The sequence below is a fragment of the Nocardia cyriacigeorgica genome (assembly GCF_029868385.1).
Taxonomy (GTDB): domain Bacteria; phylum Actinomycetota; class Actinomycetes; order Mycobacteriales; family Mycobacteriaceae; genus Nocardia; species Nocardia cyriacigeorgica_F.
Genome location: NZ_JARWNX010000026.1, coordinates 68,782 through 85,823, shown reverse-complemented (window position 1 = coordinate 85,823; position 17,042 = coordinate 68,782). Strand labels below are relative to the sequence as shown.

The 17,042-nt window shown below is 67.9% G+C and carries 18 protein-coding genes; 9 read left to right on the top strand and 9 right to left on the bottom strand.

Annotated elements, in window-relative coordinates; translation table 11 throughout:
* Positions 1-139 precede the first annotated feature (139 nt).
* The 4 genes from QH168_RS05025 (at position 140) to QH168_RS05010 (ending at position 4,086) form a co-directional block, all read left to right on the top strand.
* Positions 140-1,717: a hypothetical protein gene (locus QH168_RS05025; protein WP_280233233.1), complete on the top strand. Its 1,578-nt coding sequence runs from the start codon at positions 140-142 to the stop codon at positions 1,715-1,717.
* On the top strand, positions 1,714-2,133 hold the full coding sequence (locus QH168_RS05020; protein ID WP_280233232.1) for a hypothetical protein: 420 nt from the start codon (positions 1,714-1,716) through the stop codon (positions 2,131-2,133). Before QH168_RS05025 ends, QH168_RS05020 begins: the two co-directional genes overlap by 4 nt.
* 136 nt (positions 2,134-2,269) lie before the next feature.
* Positions 2,270-3,151, top strand: a complete 882-nt coding sequence (gene folP, locus QH168_RS05015) for a dihydropteroate synthase (protein ID WP_280233231.1) — start codon at positions 2,270-2,272, stop codon at positions 3,149-3,151.
* Positions 3,148-4,086 (top strand): glucosyl-3-phosphoglycerate synthase, encoded by a 939-nt coding sequence (locus QH168_RS05010; RefSeq protein ID WP_280233229.1) that lies wholly within the window; start codon positions 3,148-3,150, stop codon positions 4,084-4,086. The genes folP and QH168_RS05010 overlap by 4 nt, the downstream gene beginning before the upstream one ends.
* A gap of 148 nt (positions 4,087-4,234) precedes the next feature.
* Here QH168_RS05010 and QH168_RS05005 read toward each other — a convergent pair whose 3' ends face one another.
* The 6 genes from QH168_RS05005 to sigE all read right to left on the bottom strand — a co-directional run bounded on the left by QH168_RS05005 (position 4,235) and on the right by sigE (position 9,079).
* Entirely contained in the window at positions 4,235-4,792 is a 558-nt protein-coding gene (locus QH168_RS05005) for a hypothetical protein (protein ID WP_280233228.1), read from the bottom strand.
* A 240-nt stretch (positions 4,793-5,032) separates the two neighbouring features.
* Positions 5,033-5,896 (bottom strand): hypothetical protein, encoded by an 864-nt coding sequence (locus tag QH168_RS05000; RefSeq protein ID WP_280233226.1) that lies wholly within the window; start codon positions 5,894-5,896, stop codon positions 5,033-5,035.
* 52 nt (positions 5,897-5,948) lie between these two features.
* Positions 5,949-6,365 (bottom strand): Sec-independent protein translocase protein TatB, encoded by a 417-nt coding sequence (gene tatB / locus QH168_RS04995; RefSeq protein ID WP_280233224.1) that lies wholly within the window; start codon positions 6,363-6,365, stop codon positions 5,949-5,951.
* 33 nt (positions 6,366-6,398) lie between these two features.
* Positions 6,399-7,928 (bottom strand): S1C family serine protease, encoded by a 1,530-nt coding sequence (locus tag QH168_RS04990; protein ID WP_280233223.1) that lies wholly within the window; start codon positions 7,926-7,928, stop codon positions 6,399-6,401.
* Positions 7,929-7,938: 10 nt separating this feature from the next.
* Positions 7,939-8,328 carry a hypothetical protein gene (locus tag QH168_RS04985; protein WP_280233222.1) on the bottom strand — a complete coding sequence of 130 codons (390 nt, stop codon included), beginning with the start codon at positions 8,326-8,328 and terminating at the stop codon, positions 7,939-7,941.
* A 79-nt stretch (positions 8,329-8,407) separates the two neighbouring features.
* Positions 8,408-9,079: an RNA polymerase sigma factor SigE gene (sigE, locus tag QH168_RS04980; RefSeq protein ID WP_280233221.1), complete on the bottom strand. Its 672-nt coding sequence runs from the start codon at positions 9,077-9,079 to the stop codon at positions 8,408-8,410.
* Between the two features lie 259 nt (positions 9,080-9,338).
* Between sigE and QH168_RS04975 the strand changes: the two genes are divergently transcribed.
* From QH168_RS04975 to QH168_RS04960, 4 genes are all read left to right on the top strand, one after another.
* A complete protein-coding gene (locus tag QH168_RS04975) occupies positions 9,339-9,977 on the top strand; it encodes an O-methyltransferase (RefSeq protein ID WP_280233220.1) in 639 nt (212 codons plus the stop codon).
* A 103-nt stretch (positions 9,978-10,080) separates the two neighbouring features.
* Positions 10,081-10,746, top strand: coding sequence for a TetR/AcrR family transcriptional regulator (locus tag QH168_RS04970; RefSeq protein WP_280233219.1), 666 nt, complete (start codon positions 10,081-10,083; stop codon positions 10,744-10,746).
* 20 nt (positions 10,747-10,766) lie between these two features.
* Entirely contained in the window at positions 10,767-11,708 is a 942-nt protein-coding gene (locus QH168_RS04965; protein WP_280233218.1) for an ABC transporter ATP-binding protein, read from the top strand.
* Positions 11,705-13,366: an ABC transporter permease gene (locus tag QH168_RS04960; protein WP_280233217.1), complete on the top strand. Its 1,662-nt coding sequence runs from the start codon at positions 11,705-11,707 to the stop codon at positions 13,364-13,366. Before QH168_RS04965 ends, QH168_RS04960 begins: the two co-directional genes overlap by 4 nt.
* A 37-nt stretch (positions 13,367-13,403) precedes the next feature.
* Here QH168_RS04960 and glgC read toward each other — a convergent pair whose 3' ends face one another.
* Positions 13,404-14,618 (bottom strand): glucose-1-phosphate adenylyltransferase, encoded by a 1,215-nt coding sequence (gene glgC / locus QH168_RS04955; protein WP_280233216.1) that lies wholly within the window; start codon positions 14,616-14,618, stop codon positions 13,404-13,406.
* Positions 14,619-14,725: 107 nt separating this feature from the next.
* Between glgC and glgA the strand changes: the two genes are divergently transcribed.
* A complete protein-coding gene (gene glgA / locus QH168_RS04950) occupies positions 14,726-15,910 on the top strand; it encodes a glycogen synthase (RefSeq protein WP_280233308.1) in 1,185 nt (394 codons plus the stop codon).
* A gap of 4 nt (positions 15,911-15,914) precedes the next feature.
* Here the strand turns inward: glgA and QH168_RS04945 are convergent, their stop codons facing one another.
* Complete coding sequence (locus QH168_RS04945; RefSeq protein ID WP_280233215.1) at positions 15,915-16,763, bottom strand: putative RNA methyltransferase; 849 nt, start codon at positions 16,761-16,763, stop codon at positions 15,915-15,917.
* A gap of 31 nt (positions 16,764-16,794) precedes the next feature.
* Positions 16,795-16,962, bottom strand: a complete 168-nt coding sequence (locus QH168_RS04940; protein ID WP_011211259.1) for a DUF3117 domain-containing protein — start codon at positions 16,960-16,962, stop codon at positions 16,795-16,797.
* Between the last annotated feature and the right edge of the window lie 80 nt (positions 16,963-17,042).

The following is a 17,042-nucleotide window of genomic DNA, read 5'->3' as shown; positions in this document are numbered from 1 at the left end:
TCGTGCGGCGCCCGATGCATCTCGCACGCCACTCGAATCGCTCCGTGGGTCGGATCGGCAGGTTCCTGAGCGGCCGGAACCCGGGCAGCCGCTGGATCCTCCCGGCAGTCGGGGAAAGACCGCAGCGAATGGATGACATATGAGCACGACATCCGCCCTGAAGGAAGCGTTGGCGGCGATTGATCTACTCACCCCTGGCTATCGGCGATTACTGCGCGAGAAGCTGCCGGAGGCGATTGCGGTCGCTCTGAAACCTCCGGCGCCCAAGGGCTCTCCGACAAAGATCTCGACGCGGGCAGCCGGATACACGAAATCCGGGAGACTGTGTGATGAGTCCGCCTTCGATCTGGCGCGAGTCGCGACAGGGTCACTGCCGCAGGCATGGAAAGGCGATGCGGCGGAGACCGCCGCCCAGGTCGTCCGGGCACTCTCCGCGCAATCAGAAGCAGCGAAACGAGCTTTCGGCGGCGCGGGTGCCGCGCTGACCGAATTCGGCGAGAAGCTGACGTTGGTGCAGCGAACCGATGCGCGTGGCGTCGCACTGTTGCGGCAGGCGGCCGAGACCATACAGGGGGATGGGGCCGATGCCGAGGTCCGAGCGTTGCAGATGGCGGCCGACGGCTGCCATCAGCGACTCAAGGCCGCCCGGATCCGCGATGACGCCGCCGAGGATGCGGCGAGCGCTCTGAAGGAATATGCGGCGCTGGCCCGGGCGGGCCGGATCAATTCCCCCGGTATCAGTCCCGCGTCTTCGGTCGTGCTCGCCTATACGGGGGACTTCGGCTTCACCGCAGACCCGCTCGCGAAACTGCTCACCCCGATCGCCTTGGAACGCGGGTCGCAGCGGCTCGATAAACTGTCGGCCGCCGATCGCGCGGCTTTCGACAAGATGCTTGCCGATGCGCATACTCCGCAGGAGGCCGCATACCTGTGGAATGCGTTGGCCGCCGGACACTCGTTCGCCGACGTTCAGGAGTTCGGTCGGGTGATTCATCGACACGGCAAGGACCTGAATTGGATGTACGATCACCTGGATCCTCATATCAACACGAGAAATATGTCGACAGGTAAGGGGAACGAACACGATTTGATATACCGATCATTTTATCTATCGCGGACCTACGACGGCAAAGGATTCGGTTTCGAAAGAATATATGAGCAGAACAAGAAGAACTGTGTTTCCGCATCGACCCTGGTTGCGCGGGCAGCCAACGATCCGGTGTTCATGCTCGGCTTGACCACTGGCGAAGGACCGGGCGCAGTGGCGGGCGCCCGGCCCGGTGATGATAGTCAGAATGCTTTCCGCAACCGGCTCACCACCGTCTATGACGCCACCGATGCCAAGCACCCAGGTGGCAGGAACGGCTCGGAACTGTTCACGAATCAGCTCGGCCCGATTGCCGGCAGCGGATATCACAACAATACGAGCGTCGATACACCCGCGGAGCGGCGCGATTATCTACCCGCCATCGAATCCGCGGTGAACGAAGGTAAACCGGTTCCCATTACAGTCGCGAAAAGCAATGCCGAAGACCCGGGTGGCCACCAATTAGTCATCCTTGCCGCACAAGGCGACAAACTGGAGGTCTACAACCCCTGGGGCTATACGAGATGGGTGACAAAGCAGCAATTCATCGACGGTGAAATGGGCAGAGCAACCGGCGCGGAGCCGAGCGCCGGCCATGACGATCCCACCGCGGTGGCCCTGCCGCAATGACGGGCCCGACCACCCGACGCGATACCGAATTGCGTCGAATCGACGTTGCTGCCGCGCTCACCGCCGGCATGCCGGAGCAGGGTCCGGCGCGTATCGCGCTGTTCGGTGATGCGGTGGTGGCGGCGGCACTACACGCAGAGGATGTCGGGGCGAGCGCGTATCCCCTCGAGTTCTTGGCAGGTTGTGTGCGGTCGCTCGGCCTGGACGCCACGGCGGAACTGCCCGAACCACTGATCGGTGCGGAGCGGATCGGGCTCGTACGCGGGTGGATGTCGGCCGCTCTCGCGGAGCCGGGTGTCGACGTCGCCCGTGACGATCTGTTCGCTCGATGGTTGGAGGCGGTCGCGCTGGTGTTGGCAGCGCGAGCACGCGTAGCCCGGACGGGGTCCGATGTGCCGCCGTCGACGCCGAGCTGAACGGGTCCCGCTGTGCTCGTGGCGGTGGTCTTCCGCCGTGGCCGGGGCGGCGACGGCCCGTTGCGGTGTGTGATCGGCACCAACCATTGCGGTCTACAGCGGAGAGGCTGTTACATCAGTCGGTACAGTCGGACCCATGTTCCGCCCCGACGCGCCGTCGCCGACCCTGTGCGGACGCCCGGTGGCGACGGATCGGGCGCTGGTGATGGCGATTGTGAACCGCACCCCGGATTCGTTCTACGACCGGGGCGCCACCTTCACCGATGCCGCCGCCATGGACGCGGTGGCGCGGGCGGTGGACGAGGGGGCGGATCTGGTCGATATCGGTGGGGTGAAGGCCGGGCCGGGTGAGGTGGTCGACGCCGCCGAGGAGAGCCGCCGGGTCGTTCCGTTCGTTGCCGCTATTCGCGGCGCGTACCCGGATCTGTTGATCAGCGTCGACACCTGGCGTGCCGAGGTGGCGCGGGCGGCCGTCGGTGCGGGGGCGGATCTGATCAACGACACCTGGGCCGGGGCGGACCCGGACCTCGTCGCGGTCGCCGCCGAACTGGGCGCCGGCATCGTGTGCAGCCACACCGGTGGCGCGGTACCGCGCACCCGCCCGCATCGGGTCCGCTACACCGATGTGGTCGCCGAGGTGACCGATTCGGTGGCCGGGGCGGCGGAAGCGGCACTGGCCGCGGGGGTGCGGCGCGACGGGATCCTCATCGACCCGACCCATGATTTCGGGAAAAACACCTATCACGGGCTCGAACTGTTGCGTGGAGTGGACGTTCTCGTAAAAACCGGATGGCCGGTCTTGATGGCGCTCAGCAATAAGGATTTCATCGGAGAGACTTTGGGTGTCGGTCTCACCGAGCGGCTGGAGGGCACATTGGCAGCAACGGCATGGTCGGCGGCGGCAGGCGCCCGAGTCTTCCGCGTCCACGAGGTCGCCGCGACCCGGCGCGTCGTGGACATGATCGCCGCGATACAGGGTATCCGGCCCCCCGCACGAACCCTGCGAGGTCTGGTATGAACATCCAACACCGTGAGCCCGGTTGGGCGATGAGCAACACCTGGGACACCCCGGTCTGGCCGGTGGACGACCTGATCGCCGCCAAAGCCGGACGCACCGTCTCGGTGGTGCTGCCCGCTCTGAACGAGGAACGCACCGTCGCCGATGTGGTGGCCAGTATCCGGCCCCTGCTCGGCAACCTGGTCGACGAGCTGGTGGTGCTCGATTCCGGGTCAACCGACGCCACCGCCGAACGCGCCCGCGCCGCCGGTGCCCGCGTGGTCAGCCGGGAACAGGCCGTCCCCGAACTCGACCCGGTACCGGGCAAGGGCGAGGTGCTGTGGCGTTCGCTGGCGGTGACCAGCGGCGATCTGGTGGCCTTCGTCGACTCCGATCTGATCGACCCCGACCCGGCATTCGTACCCAAACTGCTCGGACCGCTGCTGACCGTGGACGATCTGCATCTGGTCAAGGCCTACTACCGCAGACCGCTGCGGCAGGGCGGCGCAGTGGACGCACATGGCGGCGGACGCGTCACCGAGTTGGTGGCCCGCCCCCTGCTCGCGGCGCTACGCCCCGACCTGGCCGAGGTCTTGCAGCCGCTCGGCGGCGAATACGCGGGGACCAGGGAACTGCTGACCTCCGTCCCGTTCGCCCCCGGGTACGGCGTGGAGATCGGGCTGCTGCTCGACACCTACGACCGCCTCGGCCTCGATGCGATCGGCCAGGTCAACCTGGGCGTACGTACCCACCGCAACCGTCCGCTGGCCGATCTCGGCGTGATGAGCCGCCAGATCCTCGGCACCGTCCTCGGCCGCAGCGGCGTCCGCGACTCCGGCGCCGCGCTGACCCAGTTCCCCCTGATCGGCGACGCCTTCACCGCTCACAGCACCGAGGTCTGCCTCACCGACCGGCCACCGATGAACACGGTGCGTCCGGAGAGCGTCGCGGCCTGAGCGGATACGGCTCCGTGTCCGGGATCGGGCGCGATCCGGTGCGGCCGGTTGGGCCGTGGCCCGGCGCGAGATGCTCAGGGGCGAGGGCAGTTGTGGCGTGAGATGCAGGGCGTGGCCCAGTGCGCGGTGATCAGCCGCGGTACGAGTCTCAGCTCGCCTCAGGCTTGTCGTGGCGCGGTTCGGTTTCGGTAAGCGGGCCCTGTTCGGTCGAGGACTCCGGCTCCAGGCCAGATGGTTCGGCCGTGGGCTGTTCCTGCCGATGCGTCTTCGGTTCCGCCTCGTCGGCCGCCACGGTCTCGGTATCGCTCTTCGCGGCGCTGGTGCCGGTGCCGGTGCCGGTGCCGGAGTTGGAGTTGGTGCTGGTGCCAATGCTGGATCCAGATCCAGATCCAGATCCAAGGTCGGGGCTGGAGCTGGAGTCGGGGCTGGAGCTGGAGCCCGTGCCGTGGGTTCGGGGCCCGTCGCGCGTCGGTTCCATCTCATCGACAGCCACCTCCGCTTCATCGGCCGTCGACCCAGCCCCGGCGACAGCCGACACCGTCTCGTCGCCCTCGTGCTCACCTTCCGGCTCGGTCTCATCAGCGAGCCTGGCCTGTAGCTCCGCCACGGTGACGTGGGCGCGGCGGTGGTCGGCGGGCTTGCGGATGAAGACGGCGACGGTGACCAGCAATCCGATTGCGATCAGTGCCGCCGCAACGATCGTCATCACATTCACCTGTACCTCCGCGTCATGTGATTGCCGGAAACCTGGGCCGACCGTTATCGGAGCCCTCGGATGGTTATTTCCTGGCTATCTAAACATGGGGGAGTGCTGGCGGGACCTGCGGGTAAGTGCCGAACGCCGCGGTGTCGCCGGTGTCGGTGGCCGAGTCCTGGCTCGGGCACCGACACCGCGTCGATGCCCTTGTGCCGCAGAGGGACCCGTGCCCGCGCGGCCGGGAATCCGTCAGCGGCGCTGCCGCAGCGCGGGAGGTCGCATATCGGCGGCGGCCTCGTGCCGGTAGACCGGCGTCAGCAGATCCGCCTCGATCGGCTCACCGGTGCCGCGGTCGAACCGCACCGCGATCAATACCGAGAACCGGCGGCCGTCCGCGCGTTCGTGCAGTCCGGCCAGGCGAGTCGCCAGCAGTCGCACCGCACCGAGCGAACCCGGCGGATGTAAACCGTCGATCACCAGGATCGAACCGCGGCCGTCGGGCCGCGCCAGACGGGCGAGGTAGGCGATATCGTGCGGCTCCGGTCCGGCGGGCCGGTACACCCGACGCGCGGCGCGGTCCTCGATCCCGCGGCGCGCATCACCGGCCCGGGTGACCGCGCGCCGCAGCCGCGGATCGGTGGCGATGAGCTGACGCAGACTGGGCGAGAGTTCCGGGCCGCCGAGCACGATCAGACCGTCGCGGTGCAGATCGATCGGATGGCCGGGCAGGAAATGCTCGACGGTCACCGAGAACCCCAGTTCGCGCAGCAGCTCGGCCAGACGCGGGGCGGCGGCGGGATCGGGCGCACCGACCAACCGTCCGGTGCGTACCCGAGGGGTGAGCACGGTGAGCGCACCGTGCCCGAAGAACAACCCCTCCGGCGCCGGGCCCTGGGTGCTCACCTGATGGATGCGGGCCCGGGAAAGACCGGCCGCCGCACCGATTCTGGCGAACGTCCAGCCCTCGGCATGTAACTCACGAATCACCGCACGACGAATCCGCGTGAGTTCGTTGATGGTCTGCTGCGCCGCCGCGACACCATCGGTGGCTGCCTTGAGGCGCTCGACCTTGTCCTCGATCGCGAACACCCGCGCCACGTCATCGGCCGACATGTGCGAAGTTTAGACAGCGTTAGGCGACGCGGTGTCTAGATCGCTTGACAGATCAGGTGGCGTCGGTGTCGATCGGCGGACGTTCGTTGCGCTCCAACGGTTTCTCCAGCTTCGGCGCTGGGTAATCAGGCATGCCGCTATTGACGCCGTAGAGGTCCTGCTTGTCCGGTACGGCCCTGCTGATGTCCTTGAACAGCGAATCATCGCCGTTGAGAAGGTGTTTGGTCACCATGGACTTCGGGGTCATGCCGCGCAGTTCGTTCAGGTCGGCGAGCGGTTTACGCAGATCCTCGAATTCGGGGCCGAGTTCCTGTTTCAACTGCGCGCTCGCGCCACTGGCGTAATCGCGCACCTGCCGCAGACTGCGGGTGGTCCAGCGCACGGCGCCGGGCAGGCGCTCCGGGCCGAGGATCACGAGGGCGGCCACGAGCAGGATCACCATCTCGCTCCACCCGATGTTGCTGAACACCAGACCAGGCTACCGCGCGCCGAACCGACCGGGTCAGTCGGATTCGAGGGTGACCGGCACGTCCACTTCCCGGCCTTCCCGGATCAGCCGGACCGTCACCGTCTCGCCGATCTTGTTCGCCTGCACGGCGACGACCAGCTCTTCCGGCCCGGTGACCTCGCGGTCGCCGACCTTGACGATGACATCGCCCTCGACGATGCCCGCATCGGCGCCCGGCCCGCCGGGCGCCACATCGGCCACCTCGGCGCCGCTCATGGCCTCGTTGGCCACCGATTTGGTGCGGGCGCTCAGACCGATCACCGGATGGTGTTTGACGCCGTCGCGGATCAGGGTCTGGGCCACATCGGTGACCACATCGACCGGTACGGCGAAGCCGAGGCCCACCGAACCGCCGGTTTCGCTGCGGATCGCGGTGTTGATGCCGACGACCCGGCCCTCCATGTCCACCAGCGCGCCACCGGAGTTACCCGGGTTGATCGAGGCGTCGGTCTGCACGGCGTCGATGACGGCCTTGGTGTCGCTGCCCTCGCCCTCGAGCTTCACCGGACGGTGTAGCGCGCTGACGATGCCGGAGGTCACCGTTTTGCTCAGTCCGAGCGGGGAGCCGATGGCGAGTACCGCATCGCCCACCTGAACATCCTCGGACTTGCCGAGCTGAGCGACAGTGAGATTTTTCACATCGACCTTGAGCACCGCGAGGTCGGTCTTGGTGTCGCGGCCGACGATCTCGGCCGGAACTCGGGTGCCGTCGGAGAACATCACCTGGATCTTCGCGCGGCCGGAATTGTCCTGCGCGGCCATGGAGATGACGTGGTTGTTGGTGGCGATGTAGCCGTTACCGTCGATGACCACGCCCGAGCCGGTGGCGCCGTTGTCGCCGACGGTCGTGCGGATCGAGACCACCGAGGGCAGTACGGCATCGGCGACCTGGGCGATCTGGCCGTGCGGCTGTTCGGAACCGTCGGTCTGCTCGAGGGCGACCTTGCGTGAGGTCAGGGTGGAGGCGGTTTCCGCGGTCAACCGGCCGACGAGGCCGCCGATCAGGCCGATCGCCAGGGCGAGCACCGCGAGCAGCACGAGTGCGCGTGGCGCGACGCGGGATCCGAACAGGACCTCACGCGCGGACAGTTTGGTGGCAGCGCCGAGGGTCTGGGGCGCGGGGGAGGGCAGTGCGGGTGCGCCGAGCCTGGCGCCGGATTCCGGGTCGCGCCAGGGATCGGCCGGGCCCGCGATCGCGGTATCGCCGGTGCCGGCGTCGGGGTCGCGCTGGAGCAGTTCGTCCGAGCCCGCCGGACGACCGAATGCTTCGGCCAGCACGGCGTCCGGTGGCCGGTTCTGCACCTGGTCGGCGCCCTGGCCCGCGGCGGCTGTCGAGGAGCGGGGCGCGAAGGATCCGGCCTGACCGGAGGGGCGACGGAAGGCGCGAGCGGTGTGGGTATCCACGTGCGGGCGGTATACCGGGCGCGGCCCGAGCACTGGCGCGTCCGGCGGCCGCAGGTTCCCCCTGTTGGCCGCCGAATCCGAGGTGTCGGCCGATCCGGTGTTCGTCGATTCGGTGGTCACGCGCCAAACTCTACTTGCGCCACCACGTCGTCCACCGCCTACTGTCGAAGCTCGCGCCCAAAGACCCACCGAGGAAACCGGAAACGGCCTCGTCACGGGAATGCGAAGCGGCGGCGGAGCGATCGGTGCCGGGAAGTTCGCCGAGCGGAATGCGGGTCAGGCTGTCGTGCAGTCCGTGTGGAATCGAGACCTGGCCTGCCCGGCGCAGTGCGATGCGCGCCTGCTGCTGGGCCTCGACCTCGGCCGCGCATTCGGGGCAGACGGAAAGATGCTGGGCGGCACGCAGATAGGCGTTCATCCTGAGTTCGCCGTCCACGTAGGCGGCGACGGCCTCGCTCGCCAGATGCTCGGTGGAGCGGAAACGCGGTGAACGACCTGACGTACTGGAGTCGCCACTCATTCGGTGCTCACCCTTCCAACCGACATCGACACGGCCGGGTGATGGCGCCAGGCCGGAACTCACCCGCTATTTGCTGCTGTCAGGACCCGCTCGCCGAGTCGGCGAAGCGCTCCTGAGTTCCATTATGCGCAAGGTGCTCGCGCAGTGCCTGACGGCCGCGATGGATCCGGCTGCGGACGGTGCCGAGTTTCACCCCGAGCGTCGCCCCGATCTCCTCGTAGGACAGTCCCTCGATATCGCACAGCACCACCGCGGCGCGGAACTCCGGCGCCAGTGCGTCCAGCGCCGATTGCAGATCGGGATCCAGGCGTGCGTCGTGGTAGACCTGCTCCGGCCCCGGTCCCTGGGCCGGTACCCGGTCGTAGTCCTCGGGCAGCGCTTCCATCCGGATGCGGCCGCGGCGGCGGACCATGTCGAGGAACAGGTTGGTGGTGATGCGATGCAGCCAGCCCTCGAAGGTGCCGGGCTGGTAGTTCGACAGCGAGCGGAAGACCCGGATGAACGTCTCCTGGGTCAGATCCTCGGCATCCTGCGCATCACCGGAGAGGCGGTAGGCGAGCCGGTAGACCCGGTCGGCGTGTTCTCGGACCAGTTCGTCCCAGGACGGCATGACCGAACGGTCACCGGTGGCATCGAAGGCCGCGGTGCCGGTCAGTTCGTCTTCGGCCACCTCGGCCAGTTCCAGTGCGTTGACCTCGTGCTGGGTTGGCAGCTCGGGCAGGGTGGCGTACTCGCGCGCCGCATCGACCATGTGGATGGGAAATACCTCCTACTCGGGACCGTGGCGAAGGAGTTCAGGCTGCGGTCCGGATCCACGGACCGTCGCTGTCGGGTACAACCGATGGAAGGTGTTCGGTTGTTCCCGACCCGGTGCTCTGGCTCTGTCGCCCGCCGGTCGGCTGGTCTTGCGTGGTGCCTACTCTGTCGTGTCGCGATATGGCCCGTGTATGGAGATCCTGAGGGACACCTGAGAATGTTTCGGGCCGCTGGTCACGGTTTGGCATAGCCTCATGGGCGTGGCATCGAACCTGGAGCGAAATCTCGCCTACGTGGAGGAATCCGTCGTGGAGGACGAGATCCTCGTCAGCGCCCGCGAACGGGCCACCGAACTGGGCGCCGCGCCGGTGGCCCCGTCGGTCGGCGCCCTGCTGAGTATGTACGCGCAGATGCTCGGTGCGCGGGCGGTCGTCGAGGTGGGGACGGGCGCGGGGATCAGCGGTCTGTGGTTGCTGGACGGTATGCGCGAGGACGGCACGCTGACCACCATCGATTCCGAGCCGGAGCATCAGCGGGCGGCCAAGGACGCCTTCCGTGCCGCCGATATCCCGCTCGCGCGTACCCGGCTGATCAACGGCCGCGCTCTCGACGTGCTGCCTCGGCTGGCCGACGGCGCCTATGACCTGGTGTTCATCGATGCCGCACCGGTCGAGCATCCGCAGTATGTGGCCGAAGGCGTGCGGCTGCTTCGCGACGGCGGTGCCATCCTGCTGCACAATGCCCTGCTCGGCGGGCGGGTGCCCGATCCGGCGCAGCGCGATGCGGCCACCCAGGCGGTGCGGGCGGCGACCAGGGCCATCGCCGAGGACCCGAATCTGACGAGTGTGCTGATTCCGGTCGGCGACGGGCTGCTCTGCGCCTCCAGGGGCTAGGCGGGCTAGGTCCAGGCGCTCCCACCAGCCTTTTTCCGCGGCCTTCCCGGCTCGGTGCTACCCATTGACTGTCGATTGAACAAGTGTTTAATATATTGAACATGTGTTCAACCCATCAGCCGTACCGGAAGGATCCTCCGCGGATCTGAGTACTCGTGCGCGTATCCGCGACGCCGCCATCGCCATTTTCGGCGAACAGGGATTCGGTGTCGGCGTGCGTGCCATCGCCACCGCCGCCGGTGTCTCGCCCGGCCTCGTCAATCACCATTTCGGATCGAAAGACGGGCTGCGCGAGGCCTGTGACGACCATGTACGCGCGGTCATCCGGAAATCGAAAACGGATTCCGTCGAACATCCGACGCCGACGAGCCTGCTCGGTCAGCTCGCCGACATCGAGAGTTTCGCACCGATGGTGGCCTACATCGTGCGCAGTTTCCAGGCGGGCGGCGGGCTCGCGGCCGCATTGTTCGACCATATGGTGTCCGATGTCGAGCAGTATCTGACCGCGGGTATCGCCGCGGGCACGATCCGCGCCCCACGTGATCTGACGGCGACGGCCCGATATCTGGCCGTGCACAACGGCGGCGGAATGATGCTGTTCCTCCAGCTCTACGCCGACACCCATGACGCCCCGCTCGACTACGGCAAGGCGCTGCGCGAATACGCCGAACAAATGGTTCTCCCCGGTGTCGAACTGTTCACCAACGGTCTGCTGGCCGATTCGGTGATGCTCGACACCCTCCTGCAACACAAGACTCCAGATACCTGAAACTCTCACCAGGAGTTCCCATGACATCGGTCATCCACGTCCGGGATCTGCACAAACACTTCGGCCGGGTGCACGCACTCGACGGACTCGATCTCGACGTCGATCAGGGCGAGGTGCACGGCTTCCTCGGCCCCAACGGCGCGGGCAAATCCACCACCATCCGCATTCTGCTCGGCGTCCTGGCCCGCACCTCGGGCGAGGTGCGGCTGCTGCGGCGCGACCCGTGGGTCGACGCGGTCGAATTGCATCGCGAAATCGCTTATGTACCAGGTGATGTCACGCTGTGGCCGTCGTTGTCCGGCGGCGAGACCATCGATCTGCTCGCCCGCATGCGCGGTGGGATCGATACCGCGCGCCGCGCCGAGCTGATCGAACGGTTCGAACTCGATCCGCGGAAGAAGGCGCGCACCTATTCGAAGGGCAACCGGCAGAAAGTCGCGCTGGTATCGGCGTTTTCATCGAATGCCGAACTGCTGTTGCTCGATGAGCCGACCTCGGGCCTCGACCCGTTGATGGAGCAGGTGTTCCGGGAATGCGTCGCCGAGGCGGCCGAACGGGGCACCACCGTCCTGCTGTCGAGCCATATCCTGTCGGAGGTGGAGGCGCTGTGCCAGCGGGTGACCATCATCCGGTCCGGGCGCACGGTGGAAACCGGGACGCTGGCTTCGATGCGGCATCTGAGCCGCACCTCCATCACCGCCGAATTGACCGGTGATCCAGGAGATCTCGGCGCCTTGCCTGGCGTGGCGGATGTGCGCCTGGACGAGCGCACATTGCACTGCCAGGTCGACAGTGAACATCTGGGTGAGCTGATCCGCATCCTCGGCGATACCGGCGTACGCAGTCTGGTGAGCCAGCCGCCGACGCTGGAAGAGCTGTTCATGCGCCACTATTCGATCAACGGCGACGGCAATGGCGACGCCGTGGAGCGCGACGGCGCATTGCTGAAGGCGCAGAAATGACCACCGCCGCGCTCCCGGCTCCGGCCGCCCACCGGGCCGCCGGACGATATGCCACCGCCTCCGGTTTCGCGGGCACCGGCCGCATGCTGCGGCTCGCGCTGCGCCGCGACCGGATCGTGCTGCCCGCCTGGGTACTGCTGCTGTCGGTGCCGCTCGGCAGCGTCTATGTCGCGAGTATCGATGCCGTCTATCCGACCGAGGCCGACCGCGCCGCATTCGCCGATTCCATCCTGGCCAGCCCCACCCAGCTGGCCATGTACGGGCCGATCTACGACACCGGCATCGGTGCGGTCGGTATCTGGAAAGCGGGGATGTTCTTCACCCTGATCGCGGTGGCGACCATCCTCACCGTCATCCGGCACACCAGGGCCGAAGAGGAGACCGGACGCGCCGAACTGGTGGCCTCCACCTCGGTGGGACGTTTCGCCGGACTCACCGCGGCACTGGTGCTCGGGCTCGGCGGTGCGCTGGTGGCCGGGCTGATCGGGGCGGGCAGTCTGGCTGCGGCCGAGGTGCCGGTCAGCGGATCGCTGGCGTTCGGGCTGGCGCTGGCCGGTTCCGGCATGGTGTTCGCCGCGGTGGCGGCGGTGGCCGCGCAACTGAGTACCGGTGCCAGAGTGGCGCGCGGTATCGCCTTCGCCGTGCTCGCGCTCACCTTCACGCTGCGGGCGGTGGGCGATGCCCAGGCCGGTGACGGCCCGGTGAGCCCGTTGAGCTGGCTGTCCCCACAGGGCTGGTCATTGCAGGTGCGGGCCTTCGCCGGAGACCGCTGGTGGGTGCTGCTGGTGCACCTGATCACCGTGCTGGTGTGCGTCGCCGCGTCCTATCTGCTGCTGATGCGACGCGACGTCGGCGCCGGGCTGATCGCCGAACGCCTCGGGCCACCGGCGGCGAGCGCCGGGCTGTCCGGTCCGATGGGGCTGGCCTGGCGTTTGCAGCGGGGCACGTTGCTGGCCTGGACCGTCGGCCTCGGCCTGTACGCGCTGCTGATCGGCAGCGTGGTGCACGGTATCGGTGACGAGCTCGGTTCCAGCGAGACCATCCGCGATCTCATCACCCGCATGGGCGGCGCGGAATCGCTCGAGGACTCGATGATCACCTACGCCTTCACCATGCTCGGGGTGGCCGGTTCGGCGTATGCCATCTCGGCGACGCTGCGCCTGTTCGGCGAGGAGAACAGCGGCCATACCGAAACCGTGGTCACCGGGGCCGTCGGACGCATCCGCTGGGCGCTGTCGCATCTGGTGTTCGCACTCGGCGGTCCGGTGATCGCGATGCTGACCGCCGGCCTGCTCGGCGGACTGGTCTACGGGACCGCCGCCGACGATATCGGCGGCAAACTACCCGGTGTGCTGGCCGCCGCCCTGGTGCAGCTGCCAGCCATCTGGTTGTTCGTCGCGATCACCGTCGCCCTGTTCGGGCTCGCACCGCGCTGGACCCCGCTGGCGTGGGGTGTGCTGACGGCCGCGATCGCGGTCTTTCTGCTCGGCTCGGCATCCGATGCGCCGCAGTGGTTCCGTGATCTCGAACCGTTCAGCCACGCACCGAAGGTGCCGGGATCGGCATTCACCGCGACGCCGGTGCTGGTGGTCACCGGGCTGGCGGCGGCGCTGCTCGCCCTCGGCCTGGTCGGCTGGCGCGGGCGGGACCTGCGCTGAACGAGTCGTGCGTGCCCGAACCCTGGGCACGCACGACTCACACCCAGGTGCCCTTGCCGACGGTGACGACGCCGCCGTTGCTGATGGCGAACCGCTCGCGGTCGCGCTCCAGATCGACGCCGATGATCTCGCCTTCCGACACCACCACGTTCTTGTCCAGAATGGCCCGCCGGACCACCGCGCCCTTACCGATCCGCACCCCCGGCATGAGCACGCTGCCCTCGACGGTCGCGCCGTCGTCGACCATCACATTGGCGCTGAGCACCGAATTGCGCACCGTGGCGGCGGACAGGATGCTGCCCGCGCCGACGATCGATTCCTGTGCCAGCCCGCCCTGGGCGAACTTGGCGGGCGGCAGATTCTCGGCCGCCCCGCGGATCGGCCAGTGCTTGTTGTAGAGGTTGAACACCGGATGCACCGACACCAGATCCATATGCGCCTCGTAGAAGGCGTCGATGGTGCCGACATCGCGCCAGTAGCCGCGATCGCGGTCGGTGGCACCGGGGACGTCGTTGTCGGCGAAATCGTAGACCGCGGCCTGACCGGCGGCGACCAACCTCGGGATGATGTCGCCGCCCATATCGTGGTCGGAATCGGAATTGTCGGCATCGGCCCGGATCGAATCGACCAGCACCCTGGTGGTGAACACGTAATTGCCCATGGACGCGAAGGTCACGTTCGGATCGTCGGGTGTGCCGGGCGGATGCGCGGGCTTCTCCAGGAACTGGGTGATCCGCCCGGATTCGTCGGAATCGATGCAGCCGAACGCGCTCGCCTGGCTGCGCGGCACCCGGATGCCCGCCACCGTCACCCCGGCGCCGGATTCGATGTGATGGGCCACCATCTGCTCGGGGTCCATCCGGTACACGTGGTCGGCGCCGAAGACCACGATGTAGTCGGGGTCCTCGTCGTAGATCAGGTTCAGCGATTGCATGATCGCGTCGGCGCTACCGGTGTACCAGCGCGGCCCGAGCCGCTGCTGCGCCGGGACCGGCGTGATGTACTCGCCGCCGAAACCCGACAGCCGCCAGGTCTGCGAGATATGGCGGTCCAGCGAATGCGATTTGTACTGGGTGAGCACACACAGTCGCAGGAATCCGGCATTGACGAGGTTGCTGAGGACGAAGTCGATGAGGCGGTAGGCACCCCCGAACGGGACCGCCGGTTTGGCCCGATCGGCCGTGAGTGGAAAGAGTCGCTTGCCCTCGCCACCGGCGAGCACGATTCCGAGTACGTGCGGCTGGCTCCTCACACTGTCAAACTACCGAACCGTGCGGCCGGAGGTGGGCTGGCGTGCGAGTGGCCCGTGCCGTGCCGAGCGTCTACGTTGAATCCGTGAGTTCTGGCAGGGCGGCGGCGATGACGGAGCCGACGGATCGGCTACGGGTCGCCATGCTGACCCGCGAATATCCGCCGGAGGTGTACGGCGGTGCCGGTGTCCACGTCACCGAGCTGGTGGGCGAGTTGCTCAGGCTGGCCGAGGTCACCGTGCACTGTATGGGCGTGCCCCGCGACACCGCGGTGGTGCATCAGCCCGACCCACACCTGTACGCGGCCAATGCCGCGATCCAGATGATGTCGGCCCAGCTGCGGATGGCCGATGCCACCGGCGAGGTGGATGTGGTGCATTCGCACACCTGGTACACCGGGCTCGCCGGGCACCTGGCCGCCACCCTCTACGGCATTCCGCATGTGCTGACCGCGCATTCACTGGAACCGCGGCGGCCGTGGAAGGCCGAGCAACTCGGCGGCGGCTATCGCCTGTCGTCCTGGTCGGAACGCAATGCCGTCGAACACGCCGACGCGATCATCGCCGTCAGCGCGGGGATGCGCCGCGATGTGCTCGACGCCTACCCCGCGGTCGATCCGGCGCGGGTGCATGTGGTGCACAACGGCATCGATGCCTCGGTCTGGCATCCGGGAGCCTCCGACGCCGAATCCCTGCTCGACACCCTCGGGGTGCGCCGGGATCGGCCGATCGCGGCCTTCGTCGGGCGGATCACCCGGCAGAAGGGGGTCGCGCATCTGCTGGCCGCGGCGCGCGATATCGATCCCGACATCCAGGTGGTGCTGTGCGCGGGCGCGGCCGACACCGCCGAACTGGCCGATGAGGTCGCCGCGGCGGTGGACCAGCTCGGCCGTCGGCGCGGCAATGTGTTCTGGGTGCGCGATATGTTGCCCACCGAGCAGGTCCGGCAGGTGCTTGCCGCCGCCACCGTCTTCGTCTGCCCCTCGGTGTACGAACCGCTCGGCATCGTGAATCTGGAGGCCATGGCCTGCGGCACCGCCGTGGTCGCCTCCGATGTGGGCGGCATCCCCGAGGTGGTGGCCGACCGGAGCACCGGCCGGCTGGTGCATTACGACCCGACCGAAACCGGCGCCTATGAACAGGGCCTCGCGGCCGCGGTGAACGAGCTGGCCGCCGATCCGGTGCTCGCGGCGGAGTACGGTGCCGCGGGGCGGGCACGGGCGGTGGCGGAATTCGACTGGTCGCGGATCGCCGCACAGACCCTCGAGGTCTACGACCACGTCCGCAAGCCCTGACCGGTCAGGCGGTGGGGCGATAGGTGGACACCACCACCGAGGCGGTGACCTCCGTGACGTCCGGCAGCGCCGCGATCCCGGCCGCGGCGGCGTTCGCGTGATGCGCCGACGGACCCATGGCGACGACCTGCGTGATATCGGTGCGCGACAGCTTCATCGGATACTCGACCGTCCCGCGCGTGCACAGCTCGAAGGCCCGGGACATGGTGGCGGTGAGTCGCTCCTGCTTGTCCGGATCGACGCTCACCATGCCGAGGGGTTCGATGAGTTCGGCCAGATGACGGCCGGTCGGGGTGACGACGACGAACCGGCCGCGCGTGCTCAGCACCCTGGCCACCTCGTCCGGATTGCGCGGTGCGAACACCGACAGCGCCGCATCGACGGTGTTGTCGCGCAGCGGGAGTCCGCGCCAGGCATCGGCCACCACCGCGGCGGCCCGCGGATGGGCGCGTGCGCCACGCCGACCGGCCGCTTTCGCCACGTCCAGCGCGATGCCGTCGGCGTGCGGCCGGGCGTCGAGCACCCGGCCCAGGTAATAGCCGGTGCCCGCGCCGATCTCGAGCATCAGCTCGGACGCGGGCTCCGCCGGGCCGGGGACGCCCGGCGAGCTGTCCCCGGCGACGGCCGCGACGACGGCGTCGGCGATCGGTACGAAATGACCGCCGCCCTGGAACGCCGCTCTGGCGTCGAGCATTGCCGCCGTATCGCCGGTCATCTTGGTCGACGCACCCGTGAGCAGGGTGATGTAGCCCTGTTTGGCGATATCGAAACTGTGCCCGCGGGCACAGCGCAGCGAACGATCCGAGGCGGACAATCCGGCCTGACATTCCGGGCAGGCCAGCGCACTCGTCACCGCCGTCAGTGCCGAGTGCGTAGACGGGTGACTAGCTGGTGACACTCTTCAGTTCGTCGCCGAGCGCTGCGGCTTCATCCGGCGTGAGCTCAACGACCAGACGCCCGCCACCCTCGAGTGGAACCCGCATGACGATCCCACGCCCTTCTTTGGTTGCCTCGAGGGGACCGTCCCCGGTGCGGGGCTTCATGGCCGCCATCCTCTGCTCCCTCCAGATCTGCGCGGTGTGCTGCGCACTTGCTTGCAACTCCAGTTGTCGCCAACTGGGCAGCTCGCCGG